Source organism: Alphaproteobacteria bacterium (genome assembly GCA_026400645.1).
Lineage (GTDB): Bacteria > Pseudomonadota > Alphaproteobacteria > Paracaedibacterales > CAIULA01 > JAPLOP01.
The window spans coordinates 85,775-107,708 of record JAPLOP010000023.1 but is presented as its reverse complement, the minus strand read 5'-3'; the positions used below and the strand labels follow the sequence as shown (position 1 = coordinate 107,708).

General features: G+C 45.1%; 18 protein-coding genes, 1 tRNA gene and 1 pseudogene. 9 read left to right on the top strand and 11 right to left on the bottom strand.

Features of this window, described 5'->3' with window-relative positions:
- Nucleotides 1–98: 98 nt before the first annotated feature.
- Nucleotides 99–491 carry a hypothetical protein gene (locus NTX76_03570; protein ID MCX7338345.1) on the bottom strand — a complete coding sequence of 131 codons (393 nt, stop codon included), beginning with the start codon at nucleotides 489–491 and terminating at the stop codon, nucleotides 99–101.
- A 312-nt stretch (nucleotides 492–803) separates the two neighbouring features.
- On the opposite strand from NTX76_03570, the pseudogene ettA reads away from it, so the two are divergent.
- The 9 genes and pseudogenes from ettA (at nucleotide 804) to NTX76_03525 (ending at nucleotide 12,123) form a co-directional block, all read left to right on the top strand.
- Nucleotides 804–2,484 (top strand): annotated as a pseudogene (gene ettA, locus NTX76_03565) (energy-dependent translational throttle protein EttA).
- 37 nt (nucleotides 2,485–2,521) lie between these two features.
- Nucleotides 2,522–3,658: a branched-chain amino acid transport system II carrier protein gene (locus NTX76_03560; GenBank protein MCX7338344.1), complete on the top strand. Its 1,137-nt coding sequence runs from the start codon at nucleotides 2,522–2,524 to the stop codon at nucleotides 3,656–3,658.
- Entirely contained in the window at nucleotides 3,652–4,776 is a 1,125-nt protein-coding gene (gene mnmA / locus NTX76_03555; GenBank protein ID MCX7338343.1) for a tRNA 2-thiouridine(34) synthase MnmA, read from the top strand. Before NTX76_03560 ends, mnmA begins: the two co-directional genes overlap by 7 nt.
- Complete coding sequence (locus NTX76_03550) at nucleotides 4,769–5,197, top strand: hypothetical protein (GenBank protein MCX7338342.1); 429 nt, start codon at nucleotides 4,769–4,771, stop codon at nucleotides 5,195–5,197. The genes mnmA and NTX76_03550 overlap by 8 nt, the downstream gene beginning before the upstream one ends.
- A gap of 107 nt (nucleotides 5,198–5,304) precedes the next feature.
- On the top strand, nucleotides 5,305–6,135 hold the full coding sequence (locus NTX76_03545) for a thioredoxin domain-containing protein (protein ID MCX7338341.1): 831 nt from the start codon (nucleotides 5,305–5,307) through the stop codon (nucleotides 6,133–6,135).
- 1 nt (nucleotide 6,136) lies between these two features.
- Entirely contained in the window at nucleotides 6,137–7,225 is a 1,089-nt protein-coding gene (locus NTX76_03540) for an efflux RND transporter periplasmic adaptor subunit (GenBank protein MCX7338340.1), read from the top strand.
- Nucleotides 7,222–10,356, top strand: coding sequence for an efflux RND transporter permease subunit (locus NTX76_03535; protein MCX7338339.1), 3,135 nt, complete (start codon nucleotides 7,222–7,224; stop codon nucleotides 10,354–10,356). The genes NTX76_03540 and NTX76_03535 overlap by 4 nt, the downstream gene beginning before the upstream one ends.
- Before the next feature lie 271 nt (nucleotides 10,357–10,627).
- Nucleotides 10,628–11,434, top strand: coding sequence for a response regulator transcription factor (locus NTX76_03530; GenBank protein ID MCX7338338.1), 807 nt, complete (start codon nucleotides 10,628–10,630; stop codon nucleotides 11,432–11,434).
- Nucleotides 11,435–11,511: 77 nt separating this feature from the next.
- Nucleotides 11,512–12,123 carry a superoxide dismutase gene (locus NTX76_03525; GenBank protein MCX7338337.1) on the top strand — a complete coding sequence of 204 codons (612 nt, stop codon included), beginning with the start codon at nucleotides 11,512–11,514 and terminating at the stop codon, nucleotides 12,121–12,123.
- Between the two features lie 303 nt (nucleotides 12,124–12,426).
- Here NTX76_03525 and NTX76_03520 read toward each other — a convergent pair whose 3' ends face one another.
- The 10 genes from NTX76_03520 to NTX76_03475 all read right to left on the bottom strand — a co-directional run bounded on the left by NTX76_03520 (nucleotide 12,427) and on the right by NTX76_03475 (nucleotide 21,862).
- Nucleotides 12,427–13,164 carry a pseudouridine synthase gene (locus NTX76_03520; GenBank protein MCX7338336.1) on the bottom strand — a complete coding sequence of 246 codons (738 nt, stop codon included), beginning with the start codon at nucleotides 13,162–13,164 and terminating at the stop codon, nucleotides 12,427–12,429.
- Nucleotides 13,154–13,903, bottom strand: coding sequence for a gamma-glutamyl-gamma-aminobutyrate hydrolase family protein (locus tag NTX76_03515; GenBank protein ID MCX7338335.1), 750 nt, complete (start codon nucleotides 13,901–13,903; stop codon nucleotides 13,154–13,156). Before NTX76_03515 ends, NTX76_03520 begins: the two co-directional genes overlap by 11 nt.
- Complete coding sequence (gene lysA / locus NTX76_03510; protein MCX7338334.1) at nucleotides 13,900–15,168, bottom strand: diaminopimelate decarboxylase; 1,269 nt, start codon at nucleotides 15,166–15,168, stop codon at nucleotides 13,900–13,902. Before lysA ends, NTX76_03515 begins: the two co-directional genes overlap by 4 nt.
- 147 nt (nucleotides 15,169–15,315) lie before the next feature.
- A tRNA-Val gene (locus tag NTX76_03505) sits at nucleotides 15,316–15,390 on the bottom strand.
- A gap of 50 nt (nucleotides 15,391–15,440) precedes the next feature.
- Nucleotides 15,441–15,716, bottom strand: coding sequence for an HU family DNA-binding protein (locus tag NTX76_03500; GenBank protein MCX7338333.1), 276 nt, complete (start codon nucleotides 15,714–15,716; stop codon nucleotides 15,441–15,443).
- Between the two features lie 80 nt (nucleotides 15,717–15,796).
- A complete protein-coding gene (lipB, locus tag NTX76_03495) occupies nucleotides 15,797–16,468 on the bottom strand; it encodes a lipoyl(octanoyl) transferase LipB (GenBank protein MCX7338332.1) in 672 nt (223 codons plus the stop codon).
- Complete coding sequence (locus tag NTX76_03490; protein ID MCX7338331.1) at nucleotides 16,465–16,968, bottom strand: DUF3576 domain-containing protein; 504 nt, start codon at nucleotides 16,966–16,968, stop codon at nucleotides 16,465–16,467. The genes lipB and NTX76_03490 overlap by 4 nt, the downstream gene beginning before the upstream one ends.
- Before the next feature lie 254 nt (nucleotides 16,969–17,222).
- Nucleotides 17,223–18,533, bottom strand: a complete 1,311-nt coding sequence (locus NTX76_03485) for a porin (protein ID MCX7338330.1) — start codon at nucleotides 18,531–18,533, stop codon at nucleotides 17,223–17,225.
- A 127-nt stretch (nucleotides 18,534–18,660) separates the two neighbouring features.
- Nucleotides 18,661–20,151 (bottom strand): Asp-tRNA(Asn)/Glu-tRNA(Gln) amidotransferase subunit GatB, encoded by a 1,491-nt coding sequence (gene gatB / locus NTX76_03480; protein ID MCX7338329.1) that lies wholly within the window; start codon nucleotides 20,149–20,151, stop codon nucleotides 18,661–18,663.
- Nucleotides 20,152–20,434: 283 nt separating this feature from the next.
- Complete coding sequence (locus NTX76_03475) at nucleotides 20,435–21,862, bottom strand: sodium:proton antiporter (protein MCX7338328.1); 1,428 nt, start codon at nucleotides 21,860–21,862, stop codon at nucleotides 20,435–20,437.
- Nucleotides 21,863–21,934 lie beyond the last annotated feature (72 nt).

The following is a 21,934-nucleotide window of genomic DNA, read 5'->3' as shown; positions in this document are numbered from 1 at the left end:
GAAACGTTTAAAAAATTCTCAGAAGCTATTTTTAATTTTATGTCAAATACGATACCAAGTATAGTCGACATGTTGGTTGATCGAATTACTGACAATTTTCAGATCATCATCCCTGGAAAATGATCTGGAAGGGGTATATATCTATACAACCCTAACGCAATTCCAATGCCAATAAATACCTTAAGAATCAATTTTCTATTATTGTAGAGGGGGGGGGTAATAGGATACACACTCAAAGCAATCCAAAATGGCCACAAGAAAAAGGCAAAAAACAAAAAGACATAGGCCGAATTCATGGTGAGGGATTGGGACCCTATTTCAACCCCTTTCCATACTAATCCTTCGGAAAATTGTTGCACGCCAAACAAAAACGGAATCGCAGCCAACAAACTATAGTTTTTATTTTTTTGACTACTTTGATAAAGGCAATATGCCCCTGTTGGAATCAAAAGGGCGGCGGCTGAAAAACTGGCTGTTGCGGAAAAACACATTTTTGTGAATCCTTTGTGTGCCGTTGGGTTGTTATGTTGTTTTCATAAATTATCGATCAATCGTTCGGATCCTGGATGGCCACGTCGGATTTCATCCTCCTCGCCATGACGTCATGGCGAACGAACGAAGTGAAGTGTGGCCATCCAGGAATAGTGATCAATAGTTCATGAAAATGGTATTGGATGATCTACCTACAAGTCTGTTGCATAATCATTAAAATTCCGTTAATGCCGTGTGAATTCAGATTTCAATTCCAAGGATCTGTGAATTATGTGTATACTCAGGTGTTCAAAAAATAAGGAAAAAAGATAATGGCAGCATATCAGTATATTTATGTAATGAAGGGGCTTTCAAAGATTTATCCGGGCGGGCGGGAAGTCATGAAGGATCTTTGGCTTTCGTTCTATCCTGGGGCGAAAATCGGGATTATTGGTCCAAACGGGTCCGGTAAAACGACATTGCTTCGCATCATGGCGGGAATCGACAAAGAATTTAATGGCGAAGCCTGGTCTGCTGATGGTATTAAAATTGGCTATCTTCCCCAGGAGCCTGTTCTTGATCCCAATTTGGATGTTGCTGGAAATGTGATATCGGGTCTGTCGGAAATCAAATCGCTGCTTGATCGGTTTGAGGCGGTCAATATGCAGTTTGCCGAACCGATGAGCGATTCCGAAATGGATGCGCTGTTGGCGGAGCAGGCCGATCTTCAGGAAAAAATTGATCACCTTGATGCATGGGATATGGATCGCAAAGTTGAAATTGCCATGGATGCGTTGCGGTGTCCGGCTGGCGACGCAAGCGTTGACAGTTTATCCGGTGGTGAAAAACGCCGTGTGGCGTTGTGTCGTTTATTGCTCCAGAAACCGGATATGTTGCTTTTGGACGAACCGACAAACCATTTGGATGCTGAATCGGTTGCATGGTTAGAACGGTACCTAACAGATTATACGGGCACAGTCGTTCTGATTACCCATGATCGATACTTTTTGGATAATGTTGCTGGTTGGATTTTGGAATTGGATCGGGGTCAGGGTATTCCTTACGAAGGGAATTATTCATACTGGCTGGAACAAAAACAAAAACGTCTGGGCACAGAACAAAAACAAGAATCAGCCCGGCAAAAACAATTAGCGACTGAATTGGAATGGATTAGGCAATCCCCAAAGGGGCGGCAAAGCAAAAGCAAGGCGCGTATTCAGTCATACGAAGAATTGTTGAACGAATCGTACGATCATGGACAAGGGGAGGGGGCGATTCATATCCCGCCGGGTCCGCGTTTGGGTGATGTCGTGATCGAGGCCACCAACCTCTCAAAGGGATTTTCGGATTGTTTGTTGGTTGATAACCTCAGCTTCAATTTGCCGCGTGGCGGAATTGTTGGTGTGATTGGTCCAAACGGCGCCGGTAAAACAACGCTGTTTCGGATGCTGACGGGGAACGATCAACCTGATCAGGGATCCTTGAAGATTGGTGAAACCGTTGAAATGGGGTACGTTGACCAATCACGTGATACGTTGAATCCTGGCAAAAGCGTGTGGGAAGAAATATCCGGCGGTTTGGACGAAGTTGCCCTTGGGAAACGGACAATGCCTAGTCGTGCTTATTGTGGACTGTTTAATTTCAAAGGGGCAGACCAACAAAAGAAAGTTGGACAATTATCGGGGGGGGGAACGCAACCGCGTCCACCTTGCTAAGATGTTGAAATCTGGTGCAAATGTTTTGCTGCTTGATGAACCAACCAATGATCTGGATGTGGAAACCCTGCGTTCATTAGAGGAAGGGTTACTGAATTTTGCCGGATGCGCCATTGTCATTAGCCATGATCGCTGGTTCCTGGATCGTATTGCAACGCACATGCTGGCATTCGAAGGGGACAGTCAAGTCGTGTGGTTCGAAGGAAACTATCAGTCATACGAAGCCGACCGAAAGCGACGCCTGGGAATGGCAGCGGATCAGCCTCATCGCATTAAATACAAACCCTTGGCACGCTAGGGAATCAAGCAAGAAAAGTAAAAAGTAAGAGAGCACAATGCAGCAGCACAGTAAGAATTTTTCAGCTAAAATGGTTTTAACGGCGGGTTTCGCCATGTTTTCGATGTTCTTTGGTTCCGGGAATCTGGTGTTCCCCTTGATTATTGGCAGCAAAACTTTGGGCCATTATTCGTATGCCATTGTTGGCTTGATCATCACGGCCGTCTTTGTGCCGTTTTTGGGATTACTGGGTATGATCCAGTTTGAGGGGGATCGAAAGGCTTATTTCTCTAGTCTTGGAAAGATCGTTTCATTTTCGCTGATTCTTTTGATGCTATCACTCATGGGGCCATTTGGCATTATTCCACGATGCATTACGGTTGCGTTCGGTGGTATTCAGGTTGTGGCGCCGTCTTTGTCCTATGTTGCGTTTAGTCTTTTCTTTTGCGTATTAATTGGCGCGCTGATTTGGAAAAAAAACAAAATCGTCAGCATTATCGGATTGGTGTTAACGCCATTTAAGCTTGGCAGCATTATTTTGCTGATCGTGATTGGTTTGTGGTTTAATGATCTTCCTATCCCGCTGGAATCCTCCACTGAAAATGCATTTTTGATGGGGTTTTCTTATGGATATCAAACCATGGATCTGATGGCGGCCTTCTTTTTTGCCTGTACGATTTGTGACTATCTGCGGATGCGTTATCAGGCAGAACAAAATGGTTTCCTGATCAACAGTCAGCAGCTTTTTAAAATGGCTATTGCGGCAAGCTTGATTGGGGCTTTGTTGCTAAGCGTGGTTTACGTTGGATTTGTAATGTTGGGGGCAAAGTATGCGCCATACCTTCATGGTGTGCCACCTGAATCGATGCTTGCAGAAATTGCAAAACATGCCCTTGGGCATTATGCGACGCCTGTTATTGCCATGGTATTGGCCGTTTCTTGTTTGGCAACAGCAACCGTCGTTGCAACATTGTTTGCTGATTTTCTGACGGATGACATATCATCGAATCGGCTTAGTCGTCCACAATCGATTGTACTGACGTTGGTTACAACGTTTGGAATGTCGCTTTTGGGGTTCCAGACGATTTGTTCTTGGTTGGGGGCTATTCTTTCGTGGATTTATCCACTTTTGGTCGTTTATGCCATTATGCAAATCATTCGAAAATTAAGAATGCCAAGGTTGGTTAATTGCTAAAATTGGATTTTGCACTTGACGGTATAAAACCAGGGGGCCGCGTTGCGGTCGCGATGTCCGGTGGTGTCGATTCGTCGGTTGCCGCTGGATTGATGGTGGAGGCTGGTTATGATGTTGTGGGGATAACCCTGCAATTATATGACCAGGGGGCGATGGCTGCCAAGAAAAAGGCATGCTGTGCAGGGCAAGATATTTACGATGCGCGTTCCGTTGCCGATCATTTAAATTTCCCCCATTATGTGTTGGATTATGAAACGGTGTTTCGTCAAAGCGTGATTGAGGATTTCGTCGACAGTTACTCACGCGGGGAAACCCCGATCCCCTGTGTCCGATGCAATCAGCAAGTCAAATTCAAAGATCTTTTATCAACTGCCCGTGATTTGGGGGCGGACGCTTTGGTAACGGGGCACTATGTTCGTCGCGTTGCGTCCCCCGATGGGGCCCATCTGTACAGGGGGATTGATTCCAATCGCGATCAAAGTTATTTTTTGTTTACCACAACCCAGGATGAATTAGATTATCTCCGTTTTCCATTGGGGGATATCAGTAAAACAGTAACGCGTGATATTGCGCGGCGCCTTGGGTTGACGATTTCCGAAAAACCTGACAGTCAGGATATTTGTTTTGTCCCGGCTGGTGGATATGCTGAAATTGTGGCAAAGTATCGGCCTGGTGCGTTGGATCCCGGTGACATTGTCCATATTGATGGGCGGGTTTTGGGTACACACAAGGGCATTATTCATTATACGATTGGCCAGCGAAAGGGGTTGGGGGTTTCGGCGCCAGAACCGCTTTATGTGATTCGACTGGACCCAGCAGAACGCCGCGTTGTGGTGGGGCCCTATGAATCGTTGGCCATCACTACGATCACCCTGAAAGATGTGAATTGGCTTGTGGATCCACAGATGTTTAAGGGTGGATATTCTTGCCAGGTCAAAATTCGATCAACCCATCAACCGATTTCTGCAACTGTTCAGTATGCCGGCCCGACGTCAGCCAGGGTTACTTTTAAGGATCCGGAATATGGCGTTGCGTTTGGTCAGGCCTGTGTGTTCATAGAAAACGGACCCCTGGGCGATCGTATTCTTGGGGGCGGGTGGATTACAAACCATGCTTAGGGGTGTTTATCAGTCTTTGAAATCATTCATCAACGCAGGCATAAGCGTTCTTTCTGTCCTAATTTTTGATGCAAATCCCGCGCATGGGCTGAGCAAGCCAGAGGCTGAAAACCGATGTGAAAGATGTCTGCAGGATATCGAAAAACAGCAAAGCACAATTAAGGGCGATGATTTAAAAAGTGTTTGCACAAAGGGCATAGAAAAAATCCGGGATACGCTGTCCAAAATTAAAAAATCCCCGAAACCTGAAGAAATCCTGAGTTTGAACGAGGACTGTCATAGGGCTGCCCGATCAATGCAATGGTTGATTGATACTTTTGGGGCGTTGCCTAATGCGCCAGTGGTGCAACCGCTTATTCTGCCAAAACAAGAGATTGCCCCAGTTTCCCCAAAGAAATCCAAGTCTAAAAAAGGCCGGTAGCGGGGAATTGTAAAATGACTTGCTTTCTGATGAAACCCCTCTAAACTGTACTGTATGTATTTGAAAATAGCCCGCATTGTAATGGGGCATTAAATAAGGAATTTATTATGGCTAGTAAGTGTTCAAACAAACAGTCCTGTTTGTCTGGTTTTTTGGTTGGCGCAGCTGTTGTGGGCGCCGTTGGATATGGTGCTTATCATTTGGGATGCAAAAATAAACCCCTGGGGGGATCTGGTGGCCAGCAGCAAGAAATTCAAGATATTGTCATTAAGGTGATCAAGGAAAAGCCAGATTTGATAATGACCGCCTTAAACGACGGGATGCAAGCCCAACAAGATAAATTGCGGATTGATATGGAAAAAGACGCATCAGCAATGAAAGATAAGCTTTTGCAATCCAGTATTGTGATTGGGAATCCAAAGGCTGATGTTCGTCTTTTGGCATTTATTGATCCAATGTGCCCACACTGTGGGGAATTTTTGCGGATTTCAAATGCACTGTTGTTGAAACGTCAGGACCTGGCTATTCACCTGATTCCAATTGCGATGCTTGGGGCAAATTCTGTTGCTTTGTCTAAAATGATGTTAGCCGCATCAGGGCAAAATGTTGATAAAATGAAAACATTTTTCCTAAAATTTGGCGAGAAAGCAGGGGAAATCGATCAACGGCCTAAGCTTTTGAAATTGGCAAAGGAATCGGGTTTGGATGTCGACCAGTTAGAAAAAGCAGAGACTGCTCCGGAAACCGAAAAACAGCTTGAATCCAACACAAAGCTTGCGGAAACGTTAAAGATTCCCGGCGTGCCAACTGTTTTTGGAATTTATGCCAGCGGAAAAATGTCAATTATTCCACCGACGGATTTAGAGAATTTTAACACATTGATTGATACAATAAAGGCAGACAAACCTATCGAGGCTTCATTAGCCAGCAAAGAGTAGCATGGGATCGAATTTTAGTTTTTTAGCTCCGCTGATCAATCACAGGCATTCCCGACCAATTGTCGGGGGTGTGATTGCTTTTATAGTTTGTATTCTTTTTGGTAAATGGATGCTTCATAAGGATCCCGTTCCCAAACCTGCGGAGATTTTTTCTGTGGGAGTCGTAAAATCAATCGCCAAAGATTACAGCCCGACACTTAAACTAACGGGCAACACAAAAGCATTTCGTGAAGTCACTATCAAGTCCGAGGCTGCCGGCAGGGTCATCAAAATCCTTGTTGAAAAGGGGCAGATCGTTAAAAAGGGGCAAGAGATTCTGCAGATACTCGATGACAACAAGGCAGAACTTTTGTCGAGCTCCAAGCTAAAGCTTAGTCAAAAAGAGATAGAGCTCCATGGCGTTAAGGCCTTAAAAACAAAGGCCTTTAAGACAGAGACTGATTTTTTGTCGGCTTCCGCTGATTTAAAGGCCGCCAAGGCTGATTTGCAAAAAACCGAACGGACAGTTGACAATCTAATCATCAAGGCTCCGATCGACGGATATTACGAAAAAAATTTGGTGACCGAGGGAGATTATGTGAATGCGGGTGATCCCGTTAGTTTTCTTGTGGTGCTCAACCCCCTTAAATTGATTGTTAATGTTCCTGAATCCGAAATTTCCTTTATTCAAATGGGGCAAAAAGCAAATGTTTTGCTTGCGTCGCAAAAGGACCCCATCCCAGCAACGGTGATTTATGTTTCCAAGGTTGCCGATAAAAACACGCGGACGTTTATAGCGGAATTATCAATCGACAACACGCAAATGCTTTTGGCTGATGGTATAACGGCTTTTGTTTCCATTGAAAAATCACCTGTTAAGGCCCATGTTATACCAACCTCGTCTTTGGCATTGAATGACCAGGGTATGTTGGGGATTAACATCATCGAACAACAAAACAAGACCAATTTCAAACCGGTTGACATTGCTGTATTTGATCGGGATCATGCGATTGTTCCGGGCTTGCCTGACGAGGTGATCTTAATTACAACGGGTGGGGAATTTACGAAACCGGGTCAGACCGTTAACCCTGTGGAAGCGAGCCCCAAATGAAAGCCCTGATCGCGGCTGCCCTGGAGCGTACTAGGACCGTTTTGTTGCTTCTTGTTTTTTTTATTGTGTGTGGCACCTATGCCTATGTGACAATTCCAAAAGAATCAACGCCGGATATTAAGGTTGCCATCATTGGCGTAACGTTAACCTACAATGGGATTTCCCCGCAAGATTCGGAACGTCTGCTGGTTCGACCAACCGAGCAGGAATTAAAATCCATAGAAGGTATCAAAAAAATAACCTCGACCGTCTACGAGGGCGGTGGTTACATTGTGATCGAGTTTCACACCGGCTTTGATACAGACAAAGTCCGTTCAGATGTACGGGAAAAAGTGAACGTGGCAAAGTCTAATTTTCCAGACGGAACCAAGGAACCCGAAATAGACGAAATTAATCCAAGCCTAGAGCCAATTCTAACCGTTAAGCTTTCTGGTGATGTTCCGGAACGCCAGTTATTACGATTCTCCAGAGACATAAAGGACGAGATCGAGGCCAAAGTTTCATCGGTCCTGAAAGTCAGTATTATCGGCGACCGAGAGGATAGTATTGAAATCTTGCTCGATCCCCTGCGTCAGGAACAATATAATCTTGTTTTTGATCAAATCTATCAGCAATTTGCCGGTAACAATCAAATCATCCCTGCTGGGAGTATTGATGGAAAGGTTGGCAGCTTTGGTATTAAAGTACCTGGTCTTTTGGAAAATATAAAAGACATACGGGATTTGCCTATTGTTGCCAATGATGGGGCTATCCTTCGTTTGAGAGATGTTGCCGACATAAGGCGAACATTCAAGGATCCAACAAGTCTTGCCCATGATCGGATTGAGCTTGGTAAAAGTGTCCAAACGATTGCCTTGGCCATTACAAAACGAAGCGGTGAAAACCTGATCCACACTGTCGAGGCCGTTAAGGAAATTGTGGAAAATGCAAAAAAGGACTGGCCAAGCGGTGTTGTTGTTAATTATGCCCAGGATCAATCCGACAACATTCGTGAGATGTTAAATGATCTACAAAACAATATTATCCTGGCCATCATTTTGGTTATGGCTGTGATTGTTTTCTCGCTTGGGTGGCGATCCGCCGTTCTGGTTGGTATTGCGGTGCCGGGGTCTTTTTTGATGGGGATTATGGTAATATCCCTGCTTGGGTATACCGTTAATATCGTCGTTTTGTTCAGTCTGATTTTTTCAGTTGGAATGTTGGTGGATGGCGCCATTATCGTTGTCGAATACGCGAATCGGAAAATTGCGGACGGATTGTCCCCAAAGGAGGCCTATAAAGCAGCGGCGACGCGGATGGCATGGCCGGTCATAACATCGACACTGACCATTCTTGTGGTGTTTTTACCGCTGCTTTTCTGGCCTGGGGTTGTGGGACAGTTTATGAAATTTATGCCGATCACGTTGATTGCTGTGTTGGCGGCATCCATGCTGATGGCTTTATTATTTGTGCCGGCAATCGCAAGCCTTTTAAAGCCACAGCAGAATGATCACCACGAAGAAACCAGTAATGCGTTCACGGTGTGGTATTTCGGGATGTTGCAAAAAGCATTGGATCATCCAAAAAATGTTTTAATGGGGGCGTTTGCGATCCTTATTATCATTAAAACCATTCACGGCTTTGTTGGAAAAGGTGTGGAATTTTTTCCTGATGTTGAGCCGGATTCTGCGTCGATTTCTATTCATGCGCGGGGAAATTTATCGATTTATGAAAAGGAAACTATCGTCAGTCAGGTTGAAAAAACAATTCTGGATATGGCTGAATTTAAATCCATTAATTCGAGCATCGGGAATAATACCGATGATACGATTGGGGAAATTACGTTAGAATTTGCCAATTGGAAAACGCGGCGGCCAGCGCATCTGATTCTGGAGGATGTCGAAAAACGAACAAGCGTTGTCCCGGGCATTACCGTTGATGTGAGTAAGGAAAAATCAGGGCCATCAGCCGGGAAGCCTATCAGTATCGATATCAGCAGCAATGATCGGGCTGTTTCAGAGGAATTTTTGCTGAAAATGAAAAAATTTATGCAATCGATGACGGGCCTAAATACTGTCGAAGATAGCCTTCCAACGGGTGGCATTGAATGGAGCTTGCAGATTGATCGTGACCTGGTGGCGCAGTTTGGATGCAATATATCGCTGATTGGTAGTGCCCTGCAATTAATCACCAATGGCATCAAGGTTAGCAGTTACCGGCCGGATGATGTCAAAAGTGAAGTGGGTATCCTGTTGCGATTTTTGCCGGAATATCGAAGCCTAGAGCAGCTTTCTTTGTTGCGTATTCCAACAAAAGACGGCCTTATTCCAATGAGTCTTTTTGTTAAAAGCGTGCCTACACTAAAGGTCGGGAGCCTCAGCCGGATTAATGGATATCCAGTTGTATCCCTTTCTGCAGATGTGCAACCCGGGGTGTTGGTTGCCGATAAGATCAAAGAAATTCAACAATGGATTCAAAAAGAAAAACTGCCGACAGGTGTTTTCGTTAATTTTTCGGGTGAAAACGAAGATCGAAACGAGGCAACCTCCTTTCTGATGCGGGCATTTTGTGTTGCCATCTTTTTGGTCGCCGCTATTCTTGTGACGCAGTTCAACAGTTTCTTTAGTATGGGCCTTGTCCTCAGTGCTGTTGTGCTGTCAACCGCGGGTGTGTTTTTCGGTCTGATCGTGCACAACCTTGCCTTTGGGGTGGTTATGGGGGGAATTGGTGTGATTGCCCTGGCTGGTATTATCGTTTCCAACAACATTATCCTGATCGATACATATGACATTCTGTTGGATGACCTAAAAAAACGGGTTGGGGTGCCCACCCTTGCCCAGGTTAGGGAGGTTATTGTTCAAACATGCCAACAACGATTGCGTCCTGTTATCTTAACGAAATTGACGTGTATTTTGGGGTTGTTGCCCATTATGTGTGGAATTAATATCGATTTTATTAACTTTGAAATTACGCATGGTGCACCATCAACGCAGTGGTGGGTTTTATTGTCGACCTGTATCGTTTATGGAGTGTTGTTTGCATCGTCATTAACGCTGTTTGTAACACCATCAGCGCTAATGCTTAGGGCAAAGAAGCTTTATCCCGCAAATGAACGGCCTCTCTTATCTGGTTTCAATTGTAGCACGCATTAGGGGCTTTACTCTGCAAACTCTCTCGCTTACACTTATACCTATGATGACGCACACTCCCTTGTTCGCAAAATTGATCCAGGTCCACATTTTGATTGGGGGTGACTGGAATCCATGGGTTTGAGAAAGAATTGCCTCAAGTTTCTTGGCTTTTCTTGATAAAAGGTAAATAAAGTCTTAATAAGCATCAAAAATTAAAAAAATATAGCATTAGTCTCTGAATACTTTTCTTGCTACCATTTTAAGTAGGGGACATATGCGCAGTGGAGATATCATGCGGGTTTTATTGATTGAAGATGATTCCGCTACGGCGAAAAGCCTGCAATCTATGCTTAAGTCAGAAGGTTTTATATGCGATACAACCGACCTTGGTGAGGATGGCCTAGAGATTGGAAAATTATACGAATACGATCTGATCATTCTGGATCTTGTGTTGCCAGATATGGATGGATTCGAAGTTTTACGCCGCCTACGGGCTTCGCAGATTAAAACGCCAATTTTGGTTTTATCGGGGTTGAGCGAAACAGAAGACAAGGTCAAAGGGCTTGGGTTCGGGGCTGACGATTACATAACAAAGCCATTCAGTCGGGTGGAATTATTAGCCCGGGCGCATGCCATTGTCAGGCGGTCGCGTGGTCATTCTGATTCTATTATAAAGACGGGGCGCCTTCGGGTTAATTTACAAAATCGAACGGCCAGCATCGATAGCGAAACCCTTAACCTTACCAGCAAAGAATATGCGATTCTGGAGTTATTATCCCTGCGCAAAGGGACAACGTTGACGAAAGAAATGTTCCTTAATCATCTTTATGGTGGGATGGACGAACCAGAACTTAAGATTATTGACGTGTTCATTTGTAAATTACGCAGGAAAATTTCTGATTTCGTTGGGGATGATAATTATATTGAAACGGTGTGGGGGCGGGGATATGTCCTTCGCGATCCTAATGAAAATACTATCGAAAAAATAATGCCCGTGCAAAAGCAGCATCTTGAGAAAACAAATCTGATGACTCAAGCTGCACCCTCATTAGGAAATTCAGATGATGATAGAATTAATGGGGCTTCTTCAATAGGCTAATATAATTTAACGCATTTATAATTTAGGAAAAATCTGCTAGCCTGATGGTCAAATTATATCACCAAAGAGGTTATTTTATGTCCCACATTTTGCCACCATTGCCCTATTCAAAGGAGGCTTTAGAGCCCCATATTTCCGCGAAAACACTGTCTTTTCATTATGACAAACACCACCAGGGATACGTCACGAACCTGAATAATCTACTTTCGGGGACGGCGCTTGAATCTTTATCCCTGGAGGAAGTCATACAAAAAAGCGCCAATGATTCTGAGCAGGTTGGTGTTTTTAATAATGCCGCCCAGGTTTGGAACCATACATTTTTTTGGAATAGCCTTTGTCCAAATGGCGGGGGAGAGCCGACCGGTTCAGTGGCCGAATTAATCACACAATCGTTTGGTAGTTATCAGGATTTCGTAACCGCTTTTAAACAAGCTGCCATCACGCAGTTTGGCAGTGGTTGGGTTTGGCTTGTTATTGACGGTCAAAAACTATCCATCATGAAAACGGGTAACGCGGACCTTCCTATGGCGCGCGGAATAACCGCCCTTTTGACATGCGATGTGTGGGAGCATTCTTATTACCTGGATTACCAGAATCGTCGCGCTGATTATGTAGATACTTTTTTGACTCATCTGGTCAACTGGTCGTTTGCTGAACAGAATTTAGCGGCTTATACCCTATCAGAATAGTCGCCCTGTTGTGATAGCCACACTCGTAACAACGTCGTCATGGCGAACGAGCGAAGTGAAGTGTGGCTATCCAGGAAACCCACTAGAGCTCTATCCCTGAACTCTAAATACCGCAAAACCCGAGTGATATACCCGTCTTTTTCTTGTCAGTTCATAAGAATTACCCCGTCATCCCGCGACTTGATCGTAGGGTCCATGTATTCCGCGTTGTGGATCCCGCGATCAAGTCGCGGGATGACGGGGCGGTCTTGTGTGATGTGGGGGAGCTTAGGGATAGAGCCTAATCATTTATTGAAAATGGGGTTATTTATGCGAAAAGGACTTTTGAACCAAGTCAGACGGAATTTCTTGAACCTCGTGTGGACTTAAGGGATCCAATGAAAATGGACCATAGGAGGATCGAATAAGGCGACTGACTTGCAATCCCAGGTGGTTCATGATTTTGCGGATTTCGCGATTTTTCCCCTCGGACAGCGTCATCATGAGCCAATGATTTAACCCCCTGGGCTGACTGTCTTGGACGCTGACGTCGATGGAGCCATAATTGACATCATCAATCGTGATCCCGGATTTAAGCGACTCCAGGGCCCTCATATCCAGCAATCCAAAAACCCTGACCTTGTAACAGCGTTTCCATCCTGTGCTGGGTAATTCGGCATGGCGCGAGAATTCGCCGTCATTGGTTAACAAAAGCAACCCTTCGGAATTGATATCCAACCGTCCAACCGATACAACCCGAGGCAGATTATAACTTTCGATATCCTGGAAAACGGTGTATCTGTCTTGCGGGTCATAATGGGTTGTGATGCAGCCCGTTGGTTTGTAATACCGCCATACCCGGGTTTGCCCAGCTTCTTGGACATGTTTTCCATCAACCGTTACCCTTGAATTTGCCGTGACAAAGGTGGCCGGAGTCGTAATTCTTTTTCCATCAATCCAAACGCGGCCGTCCTCTATCATGCGTTCTGCATCCCGGCGGGAACAAACGCCTGCGTGAGCTAGGAATTTGTTGATGCGTTGCTTATCTTCTTTATTGTCCACAGGCTTTAATAAACTCCTTAAATATTGAATAATCGGTTTCAGAAGCATAGCATTCTGGGTGCCACTGAACCCCAAGGCAGAACCGATGCTGCGGCGCCTCTATCCCCTCTATCACGCCATCTGGGGCAATGGCATTCATGACCAATGAGGGTGAAACAACCTTAATGGCTTGATGGTGGACGCTGTTCACGTGGATGGTTTCTTGGTTCCCGGATATGCGGCTTAAAAGGGTATTGGGAGTTAGGGCCACGGTGTGTTGAGGCTGATTTCTTTCCTGGGTTTGTGAATGGCCAAGATTCGATGGCACCGCGTCGGGGATATGTTGAATCAACGTGCCCCCAAACAGAACGTTCAAAAACTGCATTCCACCACAGATTCCCAAAATGGGTTTGTCAACGGCCAGCATGGCTTGGGCCATTTTCCATTCAAACTGCGTTTTTTGGGGCTTTATTTTGACGGTTGGATGGACAATCGTTTCGCCATACAGCGCTGGATCCACGTCGCCACCACCCCCGGTAATCAATAATCCATCCAGCTTTTGGGCGTAATAGGCGGCATCATCCCCACAATATGGCAAAGCAATAGGGACGCCCCCCGCATGATGAATAGCCGTGCAGTATGCGTGGCGCAGGGCATACCAAAGCTGATTGGAATACCATTTCCCCTCGGGCTGAGTATCCGGATTAACCTTGTCCAGCGTTATGCCAATCAGGGGTTTTGTCATTAACGATGCGGTCATGATAAAAGCTTTCGGTGTTCAAATTTTAGTAAATGCTCCACAGTTATGCGATCCCTAATAAGATAAAATTTATCCCCCTCCACCAAAACTTCTGGTATTAACGGACGTGAGTTATACGCTGATGACAACGAGGCCCCATAAGCACCTACATGGGTTATGGCAACGATATCACCAGACTTTAAGGTCTTGGAAAGACTGATACCTTTGGCAAAAATATCACTCGATTCACAAACGGGGCCGACTACATCGACGATTTGCTGGTCGGTGTCCAAACTTTGCTCGCAAGAAATGATTGGATGTGTTGCCCCATACAAAGCGGGCCTTATCAAATCATTCATACCTGCATCTATAATAACAAATGTTTTATCAAGTGTCTTTTTAATATAGAGGATTTTTGTTAATAAATAGCCGGCTTCAGCAACCAAAAAACGACCGGGTTCGATAATAAAATCGCAATCCAAGGATCCCAATTCTTTTCTGAGGCTTTGGGCAAAGGCTGACATATCAAAGGGGGGTTCGGTCGGGCGCTGTGGGACACAAAAACCTCCGCCAAGGTCCAGTCTTTTGACCGGGAGGCCCTTGGACAGGAATGTTCGAGCCAAATCCCCAAGCAGCTTAAATGCCGCTGTATAGGGGGCGATTGTGTTGATTTGGGATCCAAGATGAACGGACAATCCTAAAAAGCGACTATGGGATGATGTCTTGATCATATGAATGGCATCGTTTAGCTGGGGCAGGGGGATTCCGAATTTATTATCCCCAAGGCCGGTCGTAATTTTTTCGTGTGTGCCGCCATCAATATTGGGATTAATGCGCAAACAGATGGGGGCTGTCAGATTTCTGGATTGGGCGATTGACTGGATTAGATGCAATTCCTCAAGCGATTCTACGCTGATTTGGTCAACGCCTGCGGCAAGGGCGGCAATAATTTCTTGATCGCTTTTTCCAACGCCAGAGAAAACAATCTGCTCGGGGAGGAATCCAGCCGCAAGGGCCCTGGTCAATTCCCCACCGGACACAATTTCTGCGCCGCTGCCCATCTGTTGGATTAAACGAAGGATTTCTAGGTTTGGGTTTGCTTTGACCGCATAGCGAATGGAAACGCGTGACCCTGGGGCTGCCGACAAAACATCCCTTAAAAGATGGTATTGATTGCGTATTTTTTGTGCACTGTACACATAAACAGGCGTCCCAACAGAGGATACAATCCTGGAATAGTCGATGGTTTCTATAGGGAGCCTGTCGTTGATGTATAGGTCGCTCACGTTTGAAAACTTATGTTGACGCAGGAATGCTTTTTGGATATGTACGGGGATAGGAATCTGATTCTAGGGGTTCCAGGCTTGATTTCTTTCCGCAAGCAGAAAGAAAAAGCACGAGAAGGGCAAGTGCTGCCCCTGTGCTTAACAAGGTGGTGGGCGATGACGGGATTGAACCGCCGACCCTCTCGGTGTAAACGAGACGCTCTACCGCTGAGCTAATCGCCCTTGACTGTGCTTGATACGCATCAAGGAAACCCACTGTACCAAGAAACATACTAGATTTCAAGCGCTTCTTTTAGCTGTTTGCCTGGTCTGAATTTTGGTAATCTTTTGGCCCCTATGGCAATTTTTTCACCCGTCTTTGGATTTCTGCCTTCTCCGGCTGGGCGGTCAGTCGTAACGAACGTTCCAAAGCCCAGAATTCTGATTTCTTCACCATTTTTGAGGGCTTGCGTGATAGAACTGAACACGGCATCAATGGCGCACTCTGCGTCTGCCTTTGATAGCGTTGCTGCATTGGCCACATTCAAAATGAGTTCACTTTTATTCATGGACGATCCTTTTTGTTAGGGTAGATAATTGTAATTCCAAAGGTCATCGTAATCGGGCCCTTGGCCCAGGGTCAACAATTTTATTTGGTATTGGCCGTATGTTTATTGATTGCAGAATGGGGCGCAATTTGATAAGGGCATGTTTTTTGCAAGGTATCGATGACGTCTAATATGGTGGCAGTTCGACCGCATTTTTCAAAGGAGGTCACGCCAAAATCCCTGAGGCCGCAGGGAATAATCCCCTGAAAATGATCAAGGTTTGGATGAATATTAATGGCCATGCCATGCCAGGTCACCCATTTTGTGATGCGGACGCCGATGGCGGCGATTTTTTCCTCAACAGTATCCACGACCCACAAGCCTGGACGGCCCTCGCGTCGTTCGGCGTGAATTCCAAAATGATTTAGGGTGTCAATTCCCCATTGTTCCAAGGTTTTTACAAACTGGTGGACATCTTTTTGTCGATGTTCCAGATTAACCATGACGTAAACGACAAGCTGTCCCGGCCCGTGATAGGTATACTGCCCACCACGTCCCACGGAATAGACCGGAAAGCCAAGGGGATTGAAAAGATCATGTTCCTTTGCGCTGGTGCCGGCAGTAAACAGGGGTGGGTGTTGTAGGCACCAAATAAGTTCTGGCGATTTTCTAGAGATAATACCTTGTACTGTTTTCTCCATAAAAGCGTGTGCGTATGGATAATCCACAAGGCCTGTTTCTATTTTCCAGGAAGTGGATTCGGCGGCGGTCATTTCAAGGCATGTATTCGAAGCTGGCGCGCTTTCGTCAGAATGATATCCTCAAGTTCTGTTCCTGTCTTTGGATCCGGGGATGCATTGAGCCATTGACCGGACTTATCTTTCAGTTGTTTGTGAACAGTGACTTTGACGGCGTCCGCCCTTAATGCTTGATCGGTGATGTGAACCGTGACTTTGATCTGTTCATTCTTGTTTTCGGCAGGGGCATACCAATCTGTGATCAGGATTCCCCCTGTGGCATCGGCGGACAGTAATGGCATGAAACTAAGGGTTTCGATGCTGGACCGCCATAGATAGGGGTTGACCATCGATCCATAGCCTGCAGTGGGGGCAGCTTTTTTGCTTCCGCCAAATACCAAAAAATCGGCACCACCTAAGGAGCCAAATCCCAGCTTTCGTTTGTCTTCGTGATCTATGGGTGTGGATGTCTCATTTGTTGCGGTGTTCGAACAACCACAAAGCAAAGCCAGAATAAAAAATCTAAAAAAAGTCATGTATGCCTTTCGTGGACTATAATATCATTCGATCAAGCTCTGGATGGCCACGCTCTCTTCGTTCGCTCGCCATGACGTCCTGTACGAGGAGAGGGCGAAGCCCGACGTGGCCATCCAGAGCTTGATCGAATGATCGATTATTTTTGTAAACAGTATAATATCCATCTTGGGTATGTATACACTGTTTGCAAAATCTGCACAATAAAAAAGCGGGCATGACACCCGCTTTTCAAATTAAACAATTAGATTCTAGTTTAGAAGCTAACTTTTGTACCAACAACAAAAACAGCGCCGGAGTTATTACCGATGGCGGTGCTGCCTTTTTTCTCACTGTTCATATAGGCTTGTTGCAAGGCAACAGCTTTGTCGTTTGTTTTTGTTTTGATCAAGTCCATTTCACCAAAGAATTTTAAGCCTTGTAACGCATTCAAATCAACAGATGTGCAAACGATGTCACTGGACGCGCTGTTTTTTGCGTCTGTTTTGCGATCTGTTCTGTGATAAGCAACAGCAAACTGGTACGCTTCGTAGGTATAGCTTGTTCCAAGGTTCCAGCTTTTGCCTGCGTTCCCTAGGTGGGTGCCACTTGTGCTGAGGGCGCTTAGATATTTTTGTCCATCTGTTGTGCTGGATCCTGTGTAAGGACCCTTTAGAACGCGGGATTTGCCATTGTCAATCCAGCCTGCTGCTACCTTTAATTGATCGTACGCAATGGAACCACTTAATTGATACGACTTGGCATTGTTAACCGGAATCGCGCCCTGTGCAGCAATGGTTGGGTCCACATATTTGCTTTTGTCGACAACACCAACGGCGGCCAGTGCATAAGCCCATTTCCCGATACTGTTTTTATAGGTCATACCGGCGGTAAAGCTGTTTGTTCCAAAGATAGGGGTTTTGCCGTTAGGATAAATGCTTGATGAATTTCCAGGCATGAAACCGGAATCTCCAACCGCATTGCTTTTTTCGCCATTGCCCCTGTTACTTGTGTTGGGTGTATAGGCAAGCCCTAATTGAAATCCACTGACTTCCGGGCTGTATAAAACAATCTTTGATGACTTTTTTGTGTCGCCAACATACGTAACCCCGTGGATAACGCCAGCGGAATAATTATAAACGCTTGGCATGACACCATCGATACCATTGGCCCCACCGATAAGCTCTGATCCACTTTCTGTCATTGAATTTTCTGGTCCGGCAACGCTTCCGGCCTGGACAGTTCCAAATCCGCCCTTGAATTCTACATAATTCTTGTTCACATAGGCGCTTGAACCCGGTATGGTTTCAAAGTTAATGCGATATGAATAGGTCATCCCATTTGCGGATTTACCGGTAACCGTAAAATAAAGGTCAGATGCGCCAATGGCAACATGTACCGGGGCGCCGCCCTTACCATTATCGGTACGCTGTTGTTTTGCAAAGGCGCCGTTTACAGCGGTATACCCTTGAATTTTTAATGTTGGGGCCTGTGCTTCAGCATAGGCAAATTGAAGGGAGCTTGCGCACATAAGGGCAACTTTTACGGCTGTTCTGATGTGCAACGCGGTTTTTTGTATTTTTTTCATGAATCCACTCCAAAAAAGCAAAATTATCTTTGCTATAAACTTATTCTTACTCTAATATCCCCGGAAAAAAAAGCATACTCTGGTGACATCTTTTTTTAAGAGAAATCATCAAGGTATGCTTTTTATGTTACAGCTTAGTTTTTAAAATTTCATTAACTAAGGTAGGATTGGCTTTCCCATTGAGTTCTTTCATAACAAGGCCAACAAAGAATCCAAACAATTGCTGTTTCCCGGAACGATAGTCCGCAAGCTTGTCTGGGCTTTTGTCCATTATCTTTAGGATGGCTTGTTCAATAACGGCTGGATCCGAAATTTGCTGAAGCCCCAGTTCCTGGACCAGGATATCTGGGGATTTTTTGGTCAGCCACATCTTTAAAAAGACATCTTTGGCAATTTTCCCCGAAATTGTTCCATCAATAATAAGATCAACAAGTCCCGCCAAATCTGCCGGTGAAAAGGGTAAATTTGACAAGGATATCGAATCCTTATTCATGGCCCCGAAAACATCACCAATGATCCAATTCGCGATTAATTTTGATGCTTGTTTTGTGTCCTTGGCTTTTGATTCCCGAACGACACTTTCAAAGTAAAATGCGGTTTCTTGTTCCGCCACCAACACGCTAGCATCATAATCCGTTAGGCCGTAATCATCCATGAAACGCTTTTTTTTCTCGTCCGGTAATTCCGGCATGGATTGACGTATTTGGGTGATTCGATCATCCGAAACAATTAGGGGTCGCAAATCCGGATCGGGGAAATACCGATAATCGTGTGCGTTTTCTTTGTTGCGCATCGATCGTGTCTCGCCCTGCGATGGATCGAAAAGGCGCGTTTCCTGAACGATTTCGACGCCGTCCTCTAGGATTTCCAGCTGGCGAACAATTTCATACTCAATAGCCTGTCCTAAAAACCGAATCGAATTCACGTTTTTGATTTCGGCCCGCGTTCCAAGGGGCTGCCCTGGCCTTCTAAGGGAAATATTGGCATCAACGCGCAGGCTTCCCTGCTCCATATTGCCATCGCATGTACCAAGATAACGCAGGATCGACCGAAGCTTTTTGACATAGGCCATTGCTTCTGTGGATGACCGCATTTCAGGCTCAGAAACAATCTCCATCAAGGCAATGCCAGCCCGATTCAAATCGATATAGGAAAAATTAGGGTGCAGATCATGAATGCTTTTTCCGGCATCCTGTTCCATATGAAGGCGTGTAATGTTGATACGCTTCGTTTGGCCACCATCCAGATCAATATCCAGATACCCACCGGTTACAATTGGTTTGGTGAATTGGGAAATTTGGTATCCCGTTGGCAGGTCCGGATAAAAATAATTTTTCCGATCAAACACAGAAACGGTATTAATATCGCCATGGATCCCAAGGCCCGTTTTGATCGATTGGTCGACGCAGTACGCGTTAATGACGGGTAACATCCCGGGCATGCCGGCATCCAGAAAATTGACGTGCGTGTTGGGATCGGCGCCAAAACCGGTCGAGCTTCCGCTAAACAATTTGGCTTTCGATGTAACTTGGGCGTGAACCTCGAGCCCAATGATGACTTCCCATTGGCCCGTTCGTCCCTGAATCAAATTTGTGTGGTCTGAAGAATTGGTATTCATATGGTTTTTTGCCTGAAAATTTAGTGACTGATGATTGCCTGAAGACCGTGCATCACAAAGCAGTATATACCCAATCTAAACGAAAATGTTGATTTTTATGTTTGCTATTTTCTTCATAAACAGCGACAAAAAATCCTTACATAGAATAGCTATGCTCGGTTTTTTTGTCTTGTTTCTGAAAAAACTATCTTTCATAAAATTTCAACATTTCCATTCATCTTGGGTATAAATGGCCGACACTGATTTGGCAAAGCCCAAATTGGCTATGTGCAGGTATTGGAACTTACCAAAACAACCACAGGCTTGCCCCCAGGAACAGCGGTAATAAAATCGAACATGACCACCCCATATACCCCAAAAAGGTTGGCATTTTGATATTATTTTGTTTGGCAATGGATCGAATCATGAAATTGGGGGCATTTCCAATATAGGTCATCGCGCCCATTAATACGGATCCCATGGATATGGCGACCAACGTTTGGTGATGGTTGTTCATTAAATCAGCGGCATCCCCACCAGCCATCTTGAAAAATAAAAGGTAGGTTGGGGCATTATCCAAAAATGACGAGAAAATACCAGTCAGCCAGAAATAAACAAATGCCTCGTGGGGTGAGTTTGTGAGCTCCAGGACGGCCGCCAGTGGTCCGTTTTGCCCGGCTTGCAGCATCAGATTGATGGGAAGCATGGTGATAAAAATTGCAGCAAAAACACGGGCAACCTCTGTCATTGGCGTCCATGAAAAATTCTGCTGAGTATGAATTTTCTCTGGCGTTATTTTGTACGAAATCAGCGCCAATGTCAGCAATCCACCATCCCGAATCAGCTGATTAAGGGTGATGGGTAATCCAAATAACTGCAAAGCTGGACTTTCGGGAATAAACCCGGTTCCAACCAGGCAAGCAATTACACAGAATAAAAGGACTAAATTAATGCCCCCATCCAATGCAATGGCCGACCCGGATCTGGTGTGGTTTTGTGTTTGTTCTGATTGTGATTGATTTGTGCGGGATCTCTCTTTTCGCATCAGAAACCAATCCAAACACCAATAAAATCCCAAAAGTGGCCCGCAAATGATCAGACAAGGAATAAACAGATATTTCAGTGGCCAAAAGAAATCAATCCCATTCAAGTATCCTAAAAACAATGGGGGATCCCCCAAGGGGGTCAAGCACCCGCCGACATTTGCAATGACAAAGGTGAAAAAGATAATATTATGAACTTGATAAACGCGGTGACGGTTGAGGAGGATAAAAGGCCGGAGCAAAAGCATGGCGGCCCCCGTTGTTCCAATAAAGCTTGACATCAACGATCCAATAACCAGAAAAAGGACATTCTTTGTTGGTGTGATTTTCGTTTGCAGCCGAAGGTGTAGACCACAACTAATGGTGTACAGGGTCACAAGCAAGACAATAAATGGCATGTATTCATGAAAAAACACACCAAGGAATGACGCGACCGCACAATCAAATCCTGCAAAAGAATAAAACATTGCTATGGAAAAAAGGCTCCAGCCAAACAAAAGATAGTTTTCCCAATTATGCCAGAACTTTGGCAATAGCAGTGGTAGCAAGGAAATAGACAGCAGCACTCCGCAAAACGGAAAAATCATCGAAAAAGGCGGAACGCAAACATCAGAATGGGGAACAAGTGTTGACGCTGACCCGGGATCAATTAACAAGATCCCCTGGCAAGCAAAAACTATACAGCGCAATAGATTCTTTTTTACAAGGGAAAGAAACAAGTTAACTCGCTACAAATAACGGATTGAGACAGTAAATCAAGA